This is a genomic window from Fuerstiella marisgermanici, assembly GCF_001983935.1.
Taxonomy (GTDB): domain Bacteria; phylum Planctomycetota; class Planctomycetia; order Planctomycetales; family Planctomycetaceae; genus Fuerstiella; species Fuerstiella marisgermanici.
This window is the reverse complement of sequence record NZ_CP017641.1, coordinates 2,005,454-2,020,560: the sequence shown is the minus strand read 5'-3', so window position 1 is coordinate 2,020,560 and position 15,107 is coordinate 2,005,454. Positions and strand designations below refer to the sequence as shown.

The 15,107-nt window shown below is 55.2% G+C and carries 12 protein-coding genes; 9 read left to right on the top strand and 3 right to left on the bottom strand.

Annotation, left to right across the window (positions count from 1 at the left end; translation table 11 throughout):
* Positions 1-4: 4 nt before the first annotated feature.
* Entirely contained in the window at positions 5-1,438 is a 1,434-nt protein-coding gene (locus Fuma_RS07630) for an FAD-dependent oxidoreductase (protein ID WP_218922405.1), read from the bottom strand.
* Positions 1,439-1,660: 222 nt separating this feature from the next.
* Between Fuma_RS07630 and Fuma_RS07625 the strand changes: the two genes are divergently transcribed.
* The 8 genes from Fuma_RS07625 (at position 1,661) to Fuma_RS07585 (ending at position 12,312) form a co-directional block, all read left to right on the top strand.
* A complete protein-coding gene (locus Fuma_RS07625; RefSeq protein ID WP_145944037.1) occupies positions 1,661-2,170 on the top strand; it encodes a hypothetical protein in 510 nt (169 codons plus the stop codon).
* Positions 2,171-2,307: 137 nt separating this feature from the next.
* Positions 2,308-3,165 (top strand): DUF4437 domain-containing protein, encoded by an 858-nt coding sequence (locus Fuma_RS07620; RefSeq protein ID WP_179954433.1) that lies wholly within the window; start codon positions 2,308-2,310, stop codon positions 3,163-3,165.
* Positions 3,166-3,646: 481 nt separating this feature from the next.
* Complete coding sequence (locus Fuma_RS07615; protein WP_077023603.1) at positions 3,647-4,441, top strand: carbon-nitrogen hydrolase family protein; 795 nt, start codon at positions 3,647-3,649, stop codon at positions 4,439-4,441.
* A gap of 507 nt (positions 4,442-4,948) precedes the next feature.
* Entirely contained in the window at positions 4,949-5,521 is a 573-nt protein-coding gene (locus Fuma_RS07610) for a hypothetical protein (RefSeq protein ID WP_145944036.1), read from the top strand.
* Between the two features lie 356 nt (positions 5,522-5,877).
* Positions 5,878-6,414 (top strand): DUF309 domain-containing protein, encoded by a 537-nt coding sequence (locus Fuma_RS07605; protein ID WP_083731880.1) that lies wholly within the window; start codon positions 5,878-5,880, stop codon positions 6,412-6,414.
* 480 nt (positions 6,415-6,894) lie between these two features.
* Positions 6,895-8,196: a dienelactone hydrolase family protein gene (locus tag Fuma_RS07600; RefSeq protein ID WP_077023600.1), complete on the top strand. Its 1,302-nt coding sequence runs from the start codon at positions 6,895-6,897 to the stop codon at positions 8,194-8,196.
* Between the two features lie 411 nt (positions 8,197-8,607).
* Positions 8,608-10,203 (top strand): glutamine-hydrolyzing GMP synthase, encoded by a 1,596-nt coding sequence (gene guaA / locus Fuma_RS07590; RefSeq protein ID WP_083731879.1) that lies wholly within the window; start codon positions 8,608-8,610, stop codon positions 10,201-10,203.
* A gap of 117 nt (positions 10,204-10,320) precedes the next feature.
* Complete coding sequence (locus Fuma_RS07585) at positions 10,321-12,312, top strand: prolyl oligopeptidase family serine peptidase (RefSeq protein WP_158520897.1); 1,992 nt, start codon at positions 10,321-10,323, stop codon at positions 12,310-12,312.
* A gap of 121 nt (positions 12,313-12,433) precedes the next feature.
* Here Fuma_RS07585 and Fuma_RS07580 read toward each other — a convergent pair whose 3' ends face one another.
* A complete protein-coding gene (locus Fuma_RS07580) occupies positions 12,434-12,856 on the bottom strand; it encodes a protein-tyrosine phosphatase family protein (RefSeq protein ID WP_077023597.1) in 423 nt (140 codons plus the stop codon).
* A 150-nt stretch (positions 12,857-13,006) separates the two neighbouring features.
* Complete coding sequence (locus Fuma_RS07575) at positions 13,007-13,996, bottom strand: malate dehydrogenase (RefSeq protein ID WP_077023596.1); 990 nt, start codon at positions 13,994-13,996, stop codon at positions 13,007-13,009.
* 438 nt (positions 13,997-14,434) lie between these two features.
* Between Fuma_RS07575 and Fuma_RS07570 the strand changes: the two genes are divergently transcribed.
* The gene (locus tag Fuma_RS07570) at positions 14,435-15,025 is read left to right on the top strand and encodes a peroxiredoxin (RefSeq protein WP_077023595.1); all 591 of its coding nucleotides are present in this window, start codon (positions 14,435-14,437) and stop codon (positions 15,023-15,025) included.
* The last annotated feature ends 82 nt before the right edge of the window (positions 15,026-15,107 follow it).

The following is a 15,107-nucleotide window of genomic DNA, read 5'->3' as shown; positions in this document are numbered from 1 at the left end:
GCGTCTACTTCGACGTTTGCCGAATTTTTGCCAGTTCAGGTGCAACACTTGCCCAAGGTACTTCGTGGGGAAGACGGTTGGTTCTCGCGGCAATCGCTGATACGAGACCAGCGGCCTCCCCCATTGCCACAGCATTTCCTGTGACACGGTAGCTCGCGTGCGCGATAAAATCACCGCTGATGCATCGTCCGGCTGTCATCAATCCATCAACGTCCTTAGCAATCAAAGCTCGGACCGGAATGTCATACGGCTGAACCTTCTGTGTCTTGACCGCAGATCCGGAATCGTTCTTGTCCTGCGTGTCGGCGTGGATGTCCACGTTGAATGTTACGCGAGCAATTCCGTCCTCGTGTTTGCGTCCGACGATCAAGTCGTTGCGGTTTACTAAATAGCGTCCGCTGATGCGTCGACCATCGCGGATGCCAATCTGTTCAGCTGTTGCAACAAGTTCCAGGCCCTTCCAAGGTGCGCCCAATGAACGCAATGCCTTTACCATCCGATAAATTTCGCTCCGCGATCGCATCGTAGCATCGGTGACTTGATTCGCGTCAAAGGGTTTGATTCCGTACTCATGGTTAGCCATGAAGGTGAACACGTTCCCACGGAGATGAAAAAGCGTTGGTGCACCGTACGATGGCTTCACGCCTGCCCGTTTCAGTTCCGCCAATAGTCGCTGCTGTGATCCGTTCCACGTATCCGCACCTCCGTAGAACAGCACAAAGTCTTTGATTGCTTCCACGTCCGGCACACTGACCAGTGCATTCATCGTCATTGGCTGACAAGGACAATTCTCCTCGCGGCCAAACTGCCAGTCACACCCTGCCAATGCTCCGACGTCACCGTCGCCTGTCGCATCTATGAAGGTCTTAGCCCGCCACGCCTCTCGCCCAGACTTCGATTCTGTAACAATGGTCGTCATCTTGTTTTGCTGATTTTTTTGCACAGCAACGACGCGGGTATGCAGTCGGACTTTCACGTCAGCAACGTCGACCATCTCCTCCAACAGGCACTTCATTTCTTCAACGTGGTACGTGAATCGATCCACGTTTTCGCCGTCGCGAGCATCACGACGTTTCAGTTCCCGAGTCAGCTCTCGCGTCAGCCCCGGTTTGTCAAAGTCGAACACATACGTAAGTAGCCCGGCTGTCCAAACGCCACCCAGGCATCCGTTCAACTCCAGCAACCGCACGCTTGCACCGCTCCGTGCTGCTGCGATTGCCGCACTGAATCCGGCCGGTCCACCGCCACAGACAATGACATCAACATCGTCGACGACCTTGATCTGTCGCTCAGGCTCCGTGATGGTGTTTGAATCTGCACGCGCGTCGTTCGCAGCGATGGCATTTCGCCCCATCCCGAGCCCCGCCAAGCCCATGCCAACTCCCGCCGCCATGGCCCCGTGAAAACGACGTCGATTGATATTAGAGTCCACAGGCATCACGCTTCCTTACAAACGAATTAAGGGGCAAGGCGACTAGATTGATTAATATAACTGCATCCGAGGTGATAGCAACTTCAGCAGCGAGTCCACACGAATCATACAACCTGCCCAACGAACAGGCCCACGGCTCGGTGGCACAGGTTAACGCATTCGGTACGCTTCGTGGTTTCACTCCAACCTCGCCTCAACCACGCCCGCTGTGCGGCGAACTGCTGAATCGTGAAGAACACCTTGAGTAAGACTTCGAAGTTAAAACGAGTGATAGCCACGGCGTTGTTTCTCGTCGCATGTGCTGCTGGATACGGCTACTACCTAATCACCCACTTTATGGTGATTGCCCCACCGCATTTTGTTGCGGAATCCGACCAGTGGCCGGAACCTCTTCAGACGCTAATCGCTTCGGTGCCGACCCTCCAGCAGTCGGTGCGAGTGTACAAGTACGACGCATTTGTGAATCAGAAATCCGTCTGGCGGATCAACGGCCATGCCGATTCAATACGCGACTTTATCGTCAGTCAATCACTTGAGGCGGTGACTGAGAAGCACCCGCAGGTTCAGGTTCTTCTCGATCTTGTGCCGGAAAGCTGGGCTGCACCCGAAAATTCTACTTCAACGTTTTATGCGACCAGAGGATACGGATCGGAACATCAGGAAGGTGTCGACCTGCTTCTCGTGGTTCGAGATATTGAGTCCGATATCACATTCGTACTTCACGAATGTATTTTTTAGGCATAGGGCGCACAATGTGAGACAACTCGGTGCTGCCACGCAGTCCGTAGTTCGCATTGATTTTTTGAATTCATTAAACGTCTTCGGCAATGCGTGTTGCCTGTCGATGCCATACTCAATTACAGATCTTAATCACGATGAAGAACGTTTTGATTCTCGTAGTGGCATCTGCTGCAGTATTTGTCCTTGGTAACACCGCATGTGCTCAAACGGTGGTTAAGCAGGATCACACGGTACTGCTCTCGTCAGATCTCAAATGGACACCGCTCAACCCAGCACGAGGTGCTGATGGTCCTCAAGCTGCAAATCTCTGGGGCGACCGTACCGGACGCGGGCCGTCGGGATTCCTTGTTAAGTTTGTCGACGGTTTTTCCTCACCGCCACACATTCATAACATCACTTACCGAGGCGTCGTGCTGCAGGGCCGAGTGTTCAACGGTCATCAAGACAACAAACCGATGTGGATGCAATCCCTGTCGTACTGGACTCAGCCCGTTGGTCAGGTCCATATCACGGCGGCTCAGGGACGCTCAATCGTCTATGTTGAAATCGAAGACGGCCCGTATCTTGTGCGCCCAACCGAAGAAGCCGTCGATCATGGTGAAAAGCCGGTGAACATTGATGCAGGCAACCTTGTTTGGCTCGGTTCGCAGAACATCCGCTGGATCAACGATCCCCAAGCTGATGGTTCTTCGGCCGGTGTCGAAGTCGCCTTGCTATGGGGCGAACCGCAAACGCCGCAGCCCAGCGGTGTTCTCGTGAGACTCCCCAAACAGTTTAGGGGAAAGATACGAAGCGACGCGTCGGCGTTTCGAGCCGTGATTATTCAGGGGCAGGCACGGTACCAGTTCTCCACCGACAAACCGAAGTCGTTACAGCCTGGAGCGTGTTTCACGTCCAGCGGCGCCGCAACCCACAAACTTACGCAGGATGGAGATGAACCGTGCGTGCTTTATCTCCAGACCCAGGGCACGTTCGAAATCCACGCGGAGTAATACGCACGTGCCGCGGTACGAAATCGGTGTAGCAGTTTCCAGCTAAAGCAATTTACGTTTTGTTGGGGACGGTTTAGGCAGGGTGGCCCGGCCGGCCGGCTGGGTGCCGCAGGAACAAGATGTCGCATCATCCGGCGTCCAATCAGAATGGGACTCCATGCTCGATGGGACGCCCACAAGCAGGCATCCTGTCGCTGCGCGACCCAACCGAACAAGTGGGTCGGGCCACCCCACGGTTCGTTACCTCCCCGCAGTTGCCCTCGTCTCCTACTTGATTCCTGCAGCTCAATGGATGTACCATCAGTCCGCAAGACCTCCATTCTCGTACAAGGGACTCGCACCCCATAAAACACGCGCCATGCCAGGCGTCCCAAGGCGGCGCACCGGTCCGTGCTTACCGGCAATTTTCAATCGAAAGCCAAACGTCACGGCCCGGTGACGGCAGAGGTTCTCTGCAAGATTCAACAGAAACATCGCTTCCTTGAATACCACTCGAATAGCACTGGCAAACCTGCGATCTGCCGCGACAGCGGAAGAATCACTTAGTCTTGTGCTTGACGCAATTTCCGAAGCGGGGACTGCCGGAGCAAACATCATCTGTTTTCCTGAGTGTTACGTTCCTGGCTATCGCGTAGGAACTAATCCTCAGTCTACGGACCAGGACTGGCTACACAACGCATGGTCACAAATCGACGCGCAGGCAGCCACGCATTCAATTGCGGTTGTCCTTGGTACTGAAAGACTCGACAACGACGGTCTGATGATAACAGCGCGCGTCACAAACTCAGACGGAAGTCTCGCCGGCTTCCAGGACAAAGTGCAGCTCGATCCTTCGGAAGAATCCACGTACCATGCGGGCTCCACGCGGTCCATCTTTCAGTGCGGTGAATTGAAGTTCGGTGTTGTCATCTGCCATGAGGGCTGGCGATATCCAGAAGCAACACGATGGGCGGTACGAAATGGTGCAACTCTTGTGTTTCATCCACACTTTGAAATCGTCGAAGATGCCGCCTATGTGCCGAGGATGTTTGCGGATCCCGTTAATTCATTCCACGAAAAGGCCATGCTCTGTCGCGCGGCAGAGAACACTTGTTACTTCGCTTCTGTCAATTGTGCACTCAAAGGCGCTACGACAACTTCGGCCGTTATCGACCCCGATGGCAGGCTTGTGACACATCAACCCCATGGCGAAGAAGGGATCCTTTACGCGGATATCCATGTCGCCAGGGCAACAGGCTTTCTTGCCAAACGTCTGTTGACCACGTCTGAGAATTGACGTCGCATCACGGCCAACAGCAGATAACAATGCGGCGGGCCCTGAACCCCGGTGTTGTTGTTCCTGTAGTCAATGTTGACTGGCGGCAGCCCGGTCAACGGCAGCTTTAATTGGCTAAAAGGTTGGTGTTCATTCCATGCTGTCGGTGCATCGCATACTTGTTTGTGCGTGGCTGCTCGGCGGATGGCCGGCGGTGTTTTGTTGGCTCGGGAAAGCGGAGTGGGTATGCTCGTCCGGAGGCACTGGTGTACTTGGAAGAATTGCTGCGATCCTCGACTTCACGTTTCTTCAAATTTCCCGAGGTCCCCGGGAGTCAAACTCTACGGCTTCCATTCACATCGCCGCCATGTAAACTTGAAGTCGTCCATGCGTCGCCATTGACGGCGACGCTGAAAAACCAATTTGCCGTCGAGTCAACCCGAGTCGTGGTCAGGCCGTTTTCAACCTTCCACGCTGCTCCCCACGCCCGGGTTAGGCAGGTCTCTATACCACAAGCCAGGAGGCCCCATGCGACAACTCCTTCCGCAACACTGGCACCTCGCGACCTTGATCGCTGTGCTGGTCTGGCTTTACTGGGCGGTTCCTGCCAATTGGCCTGTCAGGGGTGATGTTGCATCGGAGTATGCAAGTATGGCCAGGCAGTACATCGACGTGACCGGGAAGCCGGAGGACGTCGCAAAAGTCCATTTCCATCGCACAACCGGGTTTCCGTTCCCATATTCCAGCTATCGTCTGCTTTCCGATACTGAGTCGAAACTCGAATACCAATCACTCACTAAGTTGACACTGAACGTCTTGCTGTGCTCGGCCGTTGTTTTTGCCGTCATTTCCACCGGTCAGTCTGTCCACAAGCCGTCCTTTCGTCACGTTGTTTATGCTCTGTTAATCTACCCTGCGTATTATTTCACATGCCATTACCTGGTTCCGCCATTTGCTGAGGGCATGGTCAGCCTTGGGCCGAAGTTTCACGGATTCGCATTCTCCATACTTTGGTGGCACCGTTTCGTGTTCTTCGCACCACTACTGGTTTTCGCTGCGTTGCGGTTCAGGTCATGGCAGGCCGCTAATCCGCAATTGTGATCATTCCTCAATACTGCGAATGCATAACACAACGGTGCACGGGAAGTGAACTTCCGTAAGTTTAGTGGGCGGCTGTTGAGGTTGTTCGAGACAGTCATTCTGTCTCAGGAAAATGGTGTGTGAGGATTTGCCTTCGTCGGAGGCGGTCGTCGGTTCGTTCACACTTTGCACGAATCGATGACCGAGCGGAGATGAAACTCGTCGCTGTGCTTACGCACGCAATCGCTTCTCTGACTTCATCGTTAACGCTCTTTGCGTGAAGTATTGCACGCTTAATTGAGCGGCCACTATTCATAGGGGATCCCACGTGCGGCTTTCGGTCTACGGATCATCGCCGTTTCTGGTAAGTTGCGTCTATGCCACGATATTTACCGCATCGAAAATTTCCCGCCTATTCGTACGTGTCCGGAAGGTTTCCACATCCTCATCGAGATCCTTTGGGTCACAGCTTCGGGGTGGAACCGGACGACGTTTCGCCGCCGACCGCTGAGCAATGGCGAGACTGTGAAAGCTATCTGTGGGGCATTGATTTGTTCAACGCAGGCTTCTACTGGGAAGCTCATGAGGCGTGGGAACAGGTCTGGATCAGCGTCGGTCGTCAGGGAGCAATCGCGGATTTTTTGAAAGCACTGATCAAACTAGCGGCGGCCGGTGTGAAAGCGCGAGAGGATCGAGTGGTCGGAGTCACCCGCCATGCAAAGCGAGCCCTGGAACTGCTTGACGGCCTCGATAACGCTCATCACGGTGACTTCTTCGGGCTGCACGTCCCAACGCTAATTTCGGGTGTGTCGTTTGTGGCGGACAATGCTGAGGCCATCACTCATCAAGCTGTGGCCGACAATCAAAAACACACATTGCCAACCATTCTTAAGATTTCGAATTGGCCATCGTGAAGTGTCGTACCGCTATGGCCCACTTTGATGCTCATTGAATTTTTGGTGCCGTCTGTTTGTTTAGTCTTTCCTTCGCGCAGGTGAATGCCGAGGACCAGTTTCTCGTCGGTGAAGCAGTCGCAAAGGCTGACACTGAGACTATCATCAGCGAATCTCCGGCCCGGTTGGCAGCGACTGACGTTACGGTAACCACCATGCGCCCCGTACTTTTGCGGCACCTCGTCGGCTTGACCTGGAGATTGAACACAAAAGCTTTTTACTGTAGTGAACTAAGTGCAATGCCCCTTCTGTCTCCCGTTCGCCACGCTACTTTAAGCGGACAGTTGCATCTACAGCGTTTCACGCTGACTTGTGGCCGCGGAATTTGTTTTTCTTACGTGGGCCGGTTCCCACGAGCCAGAACCGTCCACTACAAAACTGAAATTGCTTTGGTTGCGTTCTCACGCAGTCATTTCCACACCGCAAAAACGGACGACACCTATGCCGCTTTCAAGTTCGATGAATCCTTCAATCGCACGTTTGGTGTTTGCGGGACTGTTGATGATTTCCTCGATGTCGATGGCTCAGGAATCGATTCCGTTGAGTGCGCCTGCGGTGTTGGATGATCCCAGACCGCTGCAGGTGATTGGGGAACTCGGCAGGAAACCGCTGTCCAACTACGGATCGCTTGAGCCGACCATTCAAGCATTGCGAGCGCATCGGCCGCTGGACCTGAATTCGGAACTGTGGCGTGCTAAGCATCCGGACGGCAACTACGAAACGTGGGCTCAACAGGCCCGTGCCGTGTTGAACCATGGACTGCACTACGATCCGGGGAAGCTCGACCTGAACGCGACCACAACGGCTCGGTGGGAAACTGATGAGTTTGTGCGGGAGACGATCGAGTTTAATACGGCTCCCTGGTTTCGCGTGCCGGGCTATTTCTACACGCCCAAAAACGTTCCTCTTCCCGCGCCGGCATTGGTCGTGTTCCATGAGTGGGGTGGGCCGATGCTGTTCGGTGCTGATCGTGTTTCAGGAGAACCGGTGCATGAGGCGATCGTTAAGCATCGCGATCGTAATACCAGCGGACGCGCCATTGCCGACTGGTACGCCTCGAAAGGTTATGCGGTGATCGTTATCGACGCCTACCATTTCGGACGTCGAGCGCCGCGCAGTGTCGGTGGGCTGCCCGATCGCTACGATCCGGCGACGCTCGACATGGAGACCTTAAGTCGCTACGACAACATCGTGCGTGGCCATTTGTATACAGGAGTCCGAGAATTGAATTGGGCGGGCACGACTTGGGCAGGAGTCAACTACGGTGACGACCAGCGTTGCATCGATTATTTGTTGTCGCGTCCGGAAGTGGACTCTGAACGGATCGGCTGCACCGGTTTGTCTGGCGGCGGCTGGCGCACTAATATTTTGACCGCTCTGGATCCTCGCATTAAAGCGGCCGTTTCGGTCGGCTGGATGACGACGGGTGATTCACAGCAGGTCTATAATTTGTCCGGTGCGGTTGGGACATTTTGCCTGCTTCCGGGCGTGTGGAACCGCATGGACATTCCCGACTTGATGGCCATGGCAGCTCCCAAGGCGGTGATGGTTGTCAGTGGCACTCAAGACCGACTCTTTCCGCCCAGCGGTCAGCGGGACGCGGCTCGCCAAATCGAAGCCGCCTTCACCTGGGCTGGCTGCCCAGAACGCTTTCGCGAATATGCACCTCAAAAGCCGCACTGTTACGATGCTGAGATCCAGGCCGAAGCTCTGGCGTGGTTCGACAAACATCTGAAGAAGTAACGTCCTTCCCACAGCGCAGTTTGTGACGCGATGTAGATCGCCTCTGACCGGGACAGGAGCTGGACAACGCCATTCCGAATTGAGGACGCAAGTTTCTGGTTGAGTGTTTTGCTGTTCTATTTTGTCGTCGCGCCCTTGGTGGCGGTCAACTGCCATAGACTGCCCGTCGATTGCGGTTTTTCGGGGCGAAGAACAGCAATTTCACTGGTTTACGAAGGCTGCGGCGTTCTGCTGGCACGCTCCAACGACGATCGCTGGAAACAGCAGAGAGCGGCCGGTAGGAAGATTGAGAAATTTCGCCCGCCTGCTAAGCTTCACCGCTTGGCCCGCAGGCCATCGAACCAACAAAAATAGACCAGGTCTCTAAATTGAGGTCTGGTCTTTGTTAATTTCTTAGACAGGCCACAAAACATGACAGAATCCGCCTCGGCCAACAGTTCAGACGCTGCCGGATTGGACACACTAGGCCAGGACGAACGCGTTTTGGTGATGGATTTCGGCAGCCAGACGGCTCAACTGATTGCTCGCCGAGTGCGCGACCAGAACGTCTTCTGCCAAATCGTTCGCTGCGACCTGACGGCGGATCGGATCAAAGAACTGAATCCCAAGGGGCTGATTCTGTCTGGCGGGCCGGCCAGTGTTTACAGCGAAGGTGCTCCGCGAGTTGACCCGGGCGTTTTCGAACTCGGCATCCCCATACTTGGCATCTGTTATGGCATGCAATTGATGTGTCATCTGATGGGCGGAGAAATTCTGCCCGCAGAATCGCGTGAGTTCGGCCGAGCGGCTTGTTCGTCCAAGAATTCAAACCGCTTGTTCAATGGTCTGCCAGAGACGTTCAATGCCTGGATGAGTCACGGCGACCAGGTGGGTTCATTGGACGGAATGTTCGAAGTCATCGCATCGACGAAGACGTGTGCCAACGCGGCGATCCAGCACAAGGATCGGCCGATCTACGGTATTCAGTTCCACCCGGAAGTCACTCACACAGAATTTGGCGCTCAATTGCTAAGCAACTTTGTGCGAGACATCTGCGGTTGCTCGGGCGCGTGGCGGATTAGTTCGTTGATTGAACAGGAGAAGCAAATTATCCGCGACAAGGTGGGCAATAACCGCGTGATCTGTGGTTTGTCCGGTGGCGTTGATAGCTCGGTGGTCGCAGCGTTGATTGCAGAAACGATTGGCGATCAGTTGTCGTGTATTTTTGTCGACAACGGTCTGCTGCGAAAAGGTGAACGTGACCAGGTCGAAAAGAACTTCACGGAACACTTCAAAACTGACCTGCATGTCGTGGACGCCCGCGATCGTTTTATGAACGAACTTGCGGGCGTCGATGATCCTCAAAAGAAGCGCAAGATCATCGGCAAGGTCTTTATCGATTGCTTTCGTGACGAAGCGAAGTCGATCGAGAACGCGAAGTTTCTGGCTCAGGGAACGCTGTATCCTGATGTGATTGAAAGCGGAGCGAATCCGGACGGCCCGGCTGCCACCATCAAGTCGCATCATAATGTGGGCGGTCTGCCCGAAGAGCTGGGCTTTGAATTGATCGAACCGCTGCGAGACCTGTTTAAAGACGAAGTGCGACGCATGGGCCTGGAACTCGGCCTGCCGGAAGAAATGGTGTGGCGACATCCGTTTCCTGGTCCCGGTCTGGCGGTGCGTTGCCTTGGCGAAGTGACAGAGGAACGGTTGTCCATCATTCGCGAAGCCGACGCGATTTTGATCGAAGAACTTTACGCTGCTGGCTTGTACCGCGACATCCAGCAGGCGTTCGTTGTGCTGCTGCCCGTGCAGTCAGTCGGAGTGATGGGAGACGCCCGCACCTATGAAAACGTGGCAGCCATTCGAGCAATCGAGTCAGAAGACTTTATGACGGCCGATTGGTTTCCGTTTCCTCATGATGTGTTGCAGCGAATTTCCACGCGGATCATCAATTCGGTTCGCGGCATTAATCGAGTCGTCTACGATATCAGTTCGAAGCCACCGTCAACGATTGAATGGGAATAGTTGTCGTTTAACTCGCAGCCGGAGGCGCAGGCGACTTGGCGTGCCGTCACACCGCGCGCCCGCGCCTCCGGCTGCGGGTTAAACGGTGGTGTGGCGATGACAAATGAAAGTTATATTATGCTCTCGACTTTATCTGCCTGCACTACGGGCGCGTTAATTTTTGTGGCCACCACCGCGTGCTTCGCTCAGCGCCCATCGGATCAAAAGGTCGCGGAACTTCAAACCGGTCTGCAGCAACTACAGACGCAGGTCGACGAACTTTCGCAGCGGCCCGAACTCCAGAAACGCGATGGGCGAGCTCAATTGGCCGACGTCGCGGTGTTCGCCAAGGCCGTCGAATGGATGCTTCGGCACAATGAGTTCCCTCAAAAGGGATACGCGGATCAGGCTGCCAGGGCGATCGAAATCGGACTGCAACGTGGTAAAGAATTGCAGGCCAAAGCTGCGTCGTGGGAGACCCGGCCGGGTGTTACTGTGCGAGGCTACTTCTCAAGAATTGACGGTTCGGTGCAGCCATACGCGGTGACGCTGCCGGAAGGTGTCAATCCGCTGTCGGGTGATCGTTGGCCGCTGCATCTGAAGCTGCACGGGCGAGCCGACAAGATGAATGAGGTGAACTTTATCGCACGGCACGAAGGCAAGCCGCTGCCGAAGGATCAAACGTGGATTCAACTGGATGTGTACGGTCGCGGCAACAACGCTTATCGCTGGGCTGGCGAAGTCGATGTGTTTGAGGCGTTGGCTGATGTCCGACGTCGCTTCCGAATTGACGACGACCGCATCACGCTGCATGGTTTTTCGATGGGCGGCGCCGGTGCGTGGCATTTGGGGCTGCACTATCCGGCGATGTGGTCGTCAGTGGGGCCGGGAGCCGGCTTTGTTGATTTCTACAAGTATCAAAATCAGACTGAACAACGTCCGCCGTGGCAGCACGAGACGCTGGGCATTTACGACGCGATCGACTACGCGATGAACGCCGCCAATGTGCCGGTGTGTACATACGGCGGTGAGAACGACGCTCAACTGGTGGCCAGCACCAGCATGGTCGAAGCGGCCAGGGAGGCCGATGTAGACATTAAGCTGCTGGTCGGGCCGGGAATGGGGCACAAGTTTCATCCCGACAGCTTCAAAGAGTTCATGGCGTTTCATAAAGAAAAATCCGCCGCCGGACGTCGCCGCGGAATGGGGCGGCCGGAAATACGGTTTACGACTCGCACGCTGAAATACAACCAGTGCGACTGGGTGACAATTCGCGAAGTGGACGAGGTGTATTCGCCTTCCACGGTCGAGGCGAAGATCCATGATGATGGCACAATCACGATCTTCACCAAGAACGTTGCGGCATTGAGCGTCGATCGTAACGTAGGCGCCAGTGTGGTTATCGATGGCGATGAACTTCCCTGCCGGACGGCGGCGGATGGATTGCTGCCAGATGTTTTCTATCGGATGAGCACCGATGGCTGGGAGGTCCTGGGATACGAAGATTCTCGCAGCTTTAGCGGCAACCCGGATCTGCACAAACGCCACAACCTGCAGGGGCCGATCGATGACGCGTTTATGGACTCATTCCTTTGCGTTGTCGGCAGTGGCAAGGCAACCGAGGCCGCCGACAATCGTTGGGTGGACTGGACCTTCAAGCGTTTTGAAAACGAGTTCGACAAATGGATGCGAGCCAAACTGCCGGTCGTTGCTGACGCCGATTTGACGGATGAACAGATGCAAGCCAGCAATCTGATCCTGTTTGGCGACGCGGATGCCAATTCTGTCATCAAAAAAATGATGCCCCATCTTCCCGTGAAGTGGACGGAAGACGAAATCATAATCGGCGACAAGTCCTTTAGCCGGGCGGATCATCGCGTGAGTTTGATCTACCCAAATGTGTTGAACCAAATGCACCAGCGTCGCACCGGCACCTCGGGACCGCTTCGCTACGTGGTTTTGAACTCCGGCCACACGTTCCACGAAAAGGACTTTAAGGCGTCCAATTCCTGGCTGTTTCCTCGGATGGGCGACATTGCCGTGCAGAAAGTGACCCGCAACGGAGACGGCTCTTATAGCGAAGAGATCGTCTGGGGGGCGAATTTTGACAGCGAGTGGAAACTGAGGTAACTGCGTTTAACGCGGAGGCATTTGTCGCAGCACGGCAGGGGCTGTCCCGTTATTCGCAGGTTGCAAGGGGAACTCGTGAGCCGCAAGGCGTTAGCCGCGGGTGGACCGAAGAACTTGCGGTTCACCTCTTTAGGGGCGGGAGCGTAACGATTTGACGCCACAGTGCAGGATTGACGTCAGTCGGCTTTATGCGGGACACCGCTTCCAGGGCCTCGTTCGGCGACATTGCGGAAACGTAAGACATCACGGCCGCCGCGACGCATAGTGAGCGACTTAATCCGGCGTTACAGCAAATTCCCGTGCGATGGCCGCCCTGGACAAACATGGCTGTCGCGGCGATAGCCGCCTGAAGAATGGCGGGATCATTTTCGCCGTCATCCGAAACCACGAATCGACAGTAGTTGATCAGTCGAGGCAATGGGGGGAAAGGTTCTTCAATGGCCAGATCGATGATCGCGTCGATCCCCTCGCCCAACATTCGACGACTGTCGCGGAGGTCGGCACTGTTGCCCAGCCAGATCGTGGTGTTCGGAATTCTGATCATTCCATGCTCCGCGGCATAACTGACCAAGAGTGGATTTCTGCAGGCCTGTAAATGCAACAACCGCCTCCCGCGATGTTCTGCGGCAGGCGGCGTTGATGGTCTTCGGCTTCGTTTTACCGGGCTTCCGCTGCAAACCAGCGGAGCACTCCGTTACTTCAGAAGATCCTTCACGGTGTCTCGTTCTTCCTTCAGTTCAGCCACGGTGGCATCGATTTTGGCTTGAGCAAATTCGTTGTGAGACTGGCCTTGTACGATTGACCAGTTCTTGCCGTCGCTGGTCAGCGGGAAGCTGCTGATCAGTCCTTCGTCGACTCCGTAGCTGCCGTCGCTGCAAACAGCAGCGCTGAAGGTTGCTCCGGCGGCCGTTGGATTTGCGATGGCTTTTACGGTGTCGATAATTCCGTTCGCAGCTGATGCCGCGCTGGATGCTCCGCGAGCCTGGATAATCGCGGCACCTCGTTTTTGCACGGTCGAAATGAACTCGCCCTGCAGCCACGCTTCGTCGGTGATCACTTCGGTTGCAGGCTTGCCGTCGATTTTGGCGTTGTAGAAGTCGGGGTACTGAGTTGCTGAGTGATTGCCCCAGATCGTCATGTTGGTGACTTCGCTGACCGGCTGGCCGGATTTCTGAGCCAACTGCGAGATCGCTCGGTTCTGATCGAGCATCGTCATGGCGTACCAGCGATCGTTAGGTACGTTGGGAGCGTTGTTCATCGCAATTAGACAGTTGGTATTGCAGGGGTTGCCGACTACCAAAACGCGAACATCAGACGCTGCGGCGGAAGAAATTGCCTGCCCGGTGCTGGTGAAGATTGGACCGTTAATGCGGATCAGGTCGCTGCGTTCCATGCCTTTTCCGCGAGGTACGCTGCCCACACACAGGACGTAGTTACAGTCGGCGAATCCGTCTTCCAGATGATCGCTATCGGCTTTGACGACGCCGGCGAGTGTTGGGAATGCGCAGTCGTCGAGTTCCATTTCAACGCCGTCCAGAGCGGACATGGCAGGCGGAATCTCAACCAAATGCAGAATGACGGGCTGGTCCGGGCCGAACACCTGTCCGGATGCGATGCGGAAAAGCAGAGAATAGCCAATCTGGCCAGCGGCTCCGGTAACAGCAACACGAATAGGGGCGGTCATGGATTTGTCCTTTAATCGACGGATAGGAAACTGGCTGAGGAAGGTTCGCCCACGCTTGGGCTCGTCTATAAGCGGCGGGATTGTAGCGGAGGCCCGGGCAGCGTTTCAAAGCTGCCGCGCAGGTCTCGGAATTGATAAACTTAAAGGTGGTGCGTGCGTCAAAAAGCAAAAATCGGGACGACCTTACCCTTCCGTTCAGAAACCGCTCACTGCGCCGCATTCCTTGTGAATCGTTAGATTCGTTGTCGAACGTTTGACCCGCGTCGCGCGTGAGGGTATTCTTTCACTATTGCGGTGACACTACCGGAGGGCTGAAGGCCACCCCACACCGCAACCTACCCCAACTCCTTCCTCGATATCGTTGTCAGTTTCGTCGTCAGAAGACGCTTGGAGCGCCTGAAACGAACTGCCAATGGTGACCCCATTGTCACGTTACCTATGACCAGGTGTCCGATCATTACGGCGGCGCTGCTTTTGGCGTGCGCCAACCCCTTGTGGGCGAAGAACCCGCCTGTTTCGTTGCGCGAAGGCGACGCTGCCCCGGTCTTCTCGGGGGTGGACGACAAAGGCAACGAATGGAATTCTTCTGATTACATTGGCAGAAACGTTGTCGTTGTCTATTTCTACCCAGCCGACATGACCAGCGTATGCACTCGGCAGGCTTGCAGCTTTCGCGATCAAAGCGAAGAACTTGGGCAGGCGGGAATAAAAGTGGTGGGCGTCAGCGGCGATTCGGTTAAGAATCATCAGTTGTTCAAGAAAGCTCATTCGTTGAACTTCCCATTGCTGGCGGACGTCGACGGAAGCATTGCGAAAGCATTTGGAGTGCCCGTTCGCGACGGCGGCGAAATCACTCGCGTGGTCGACGGCAAACAGAAGAAGCTGGTTCGAGGAGTAACCGCCAGACGCTGGACATTTGTCATCGGGCTTGATGGCACCATCATGAATCGCAACACAGACGTCCAGGCTGCGACGGATGGGAAGTCAGTTTTGAAATTGGTTAGACATCTGACGGCTTCTGCGCAATAATTGGGCCGTCGATGGCTAAAGGATAATGAGCGGCCGGCGGTCGGTTTCGCTCAAAGCCATAGGCACCCCTGCCTGCGGTTGT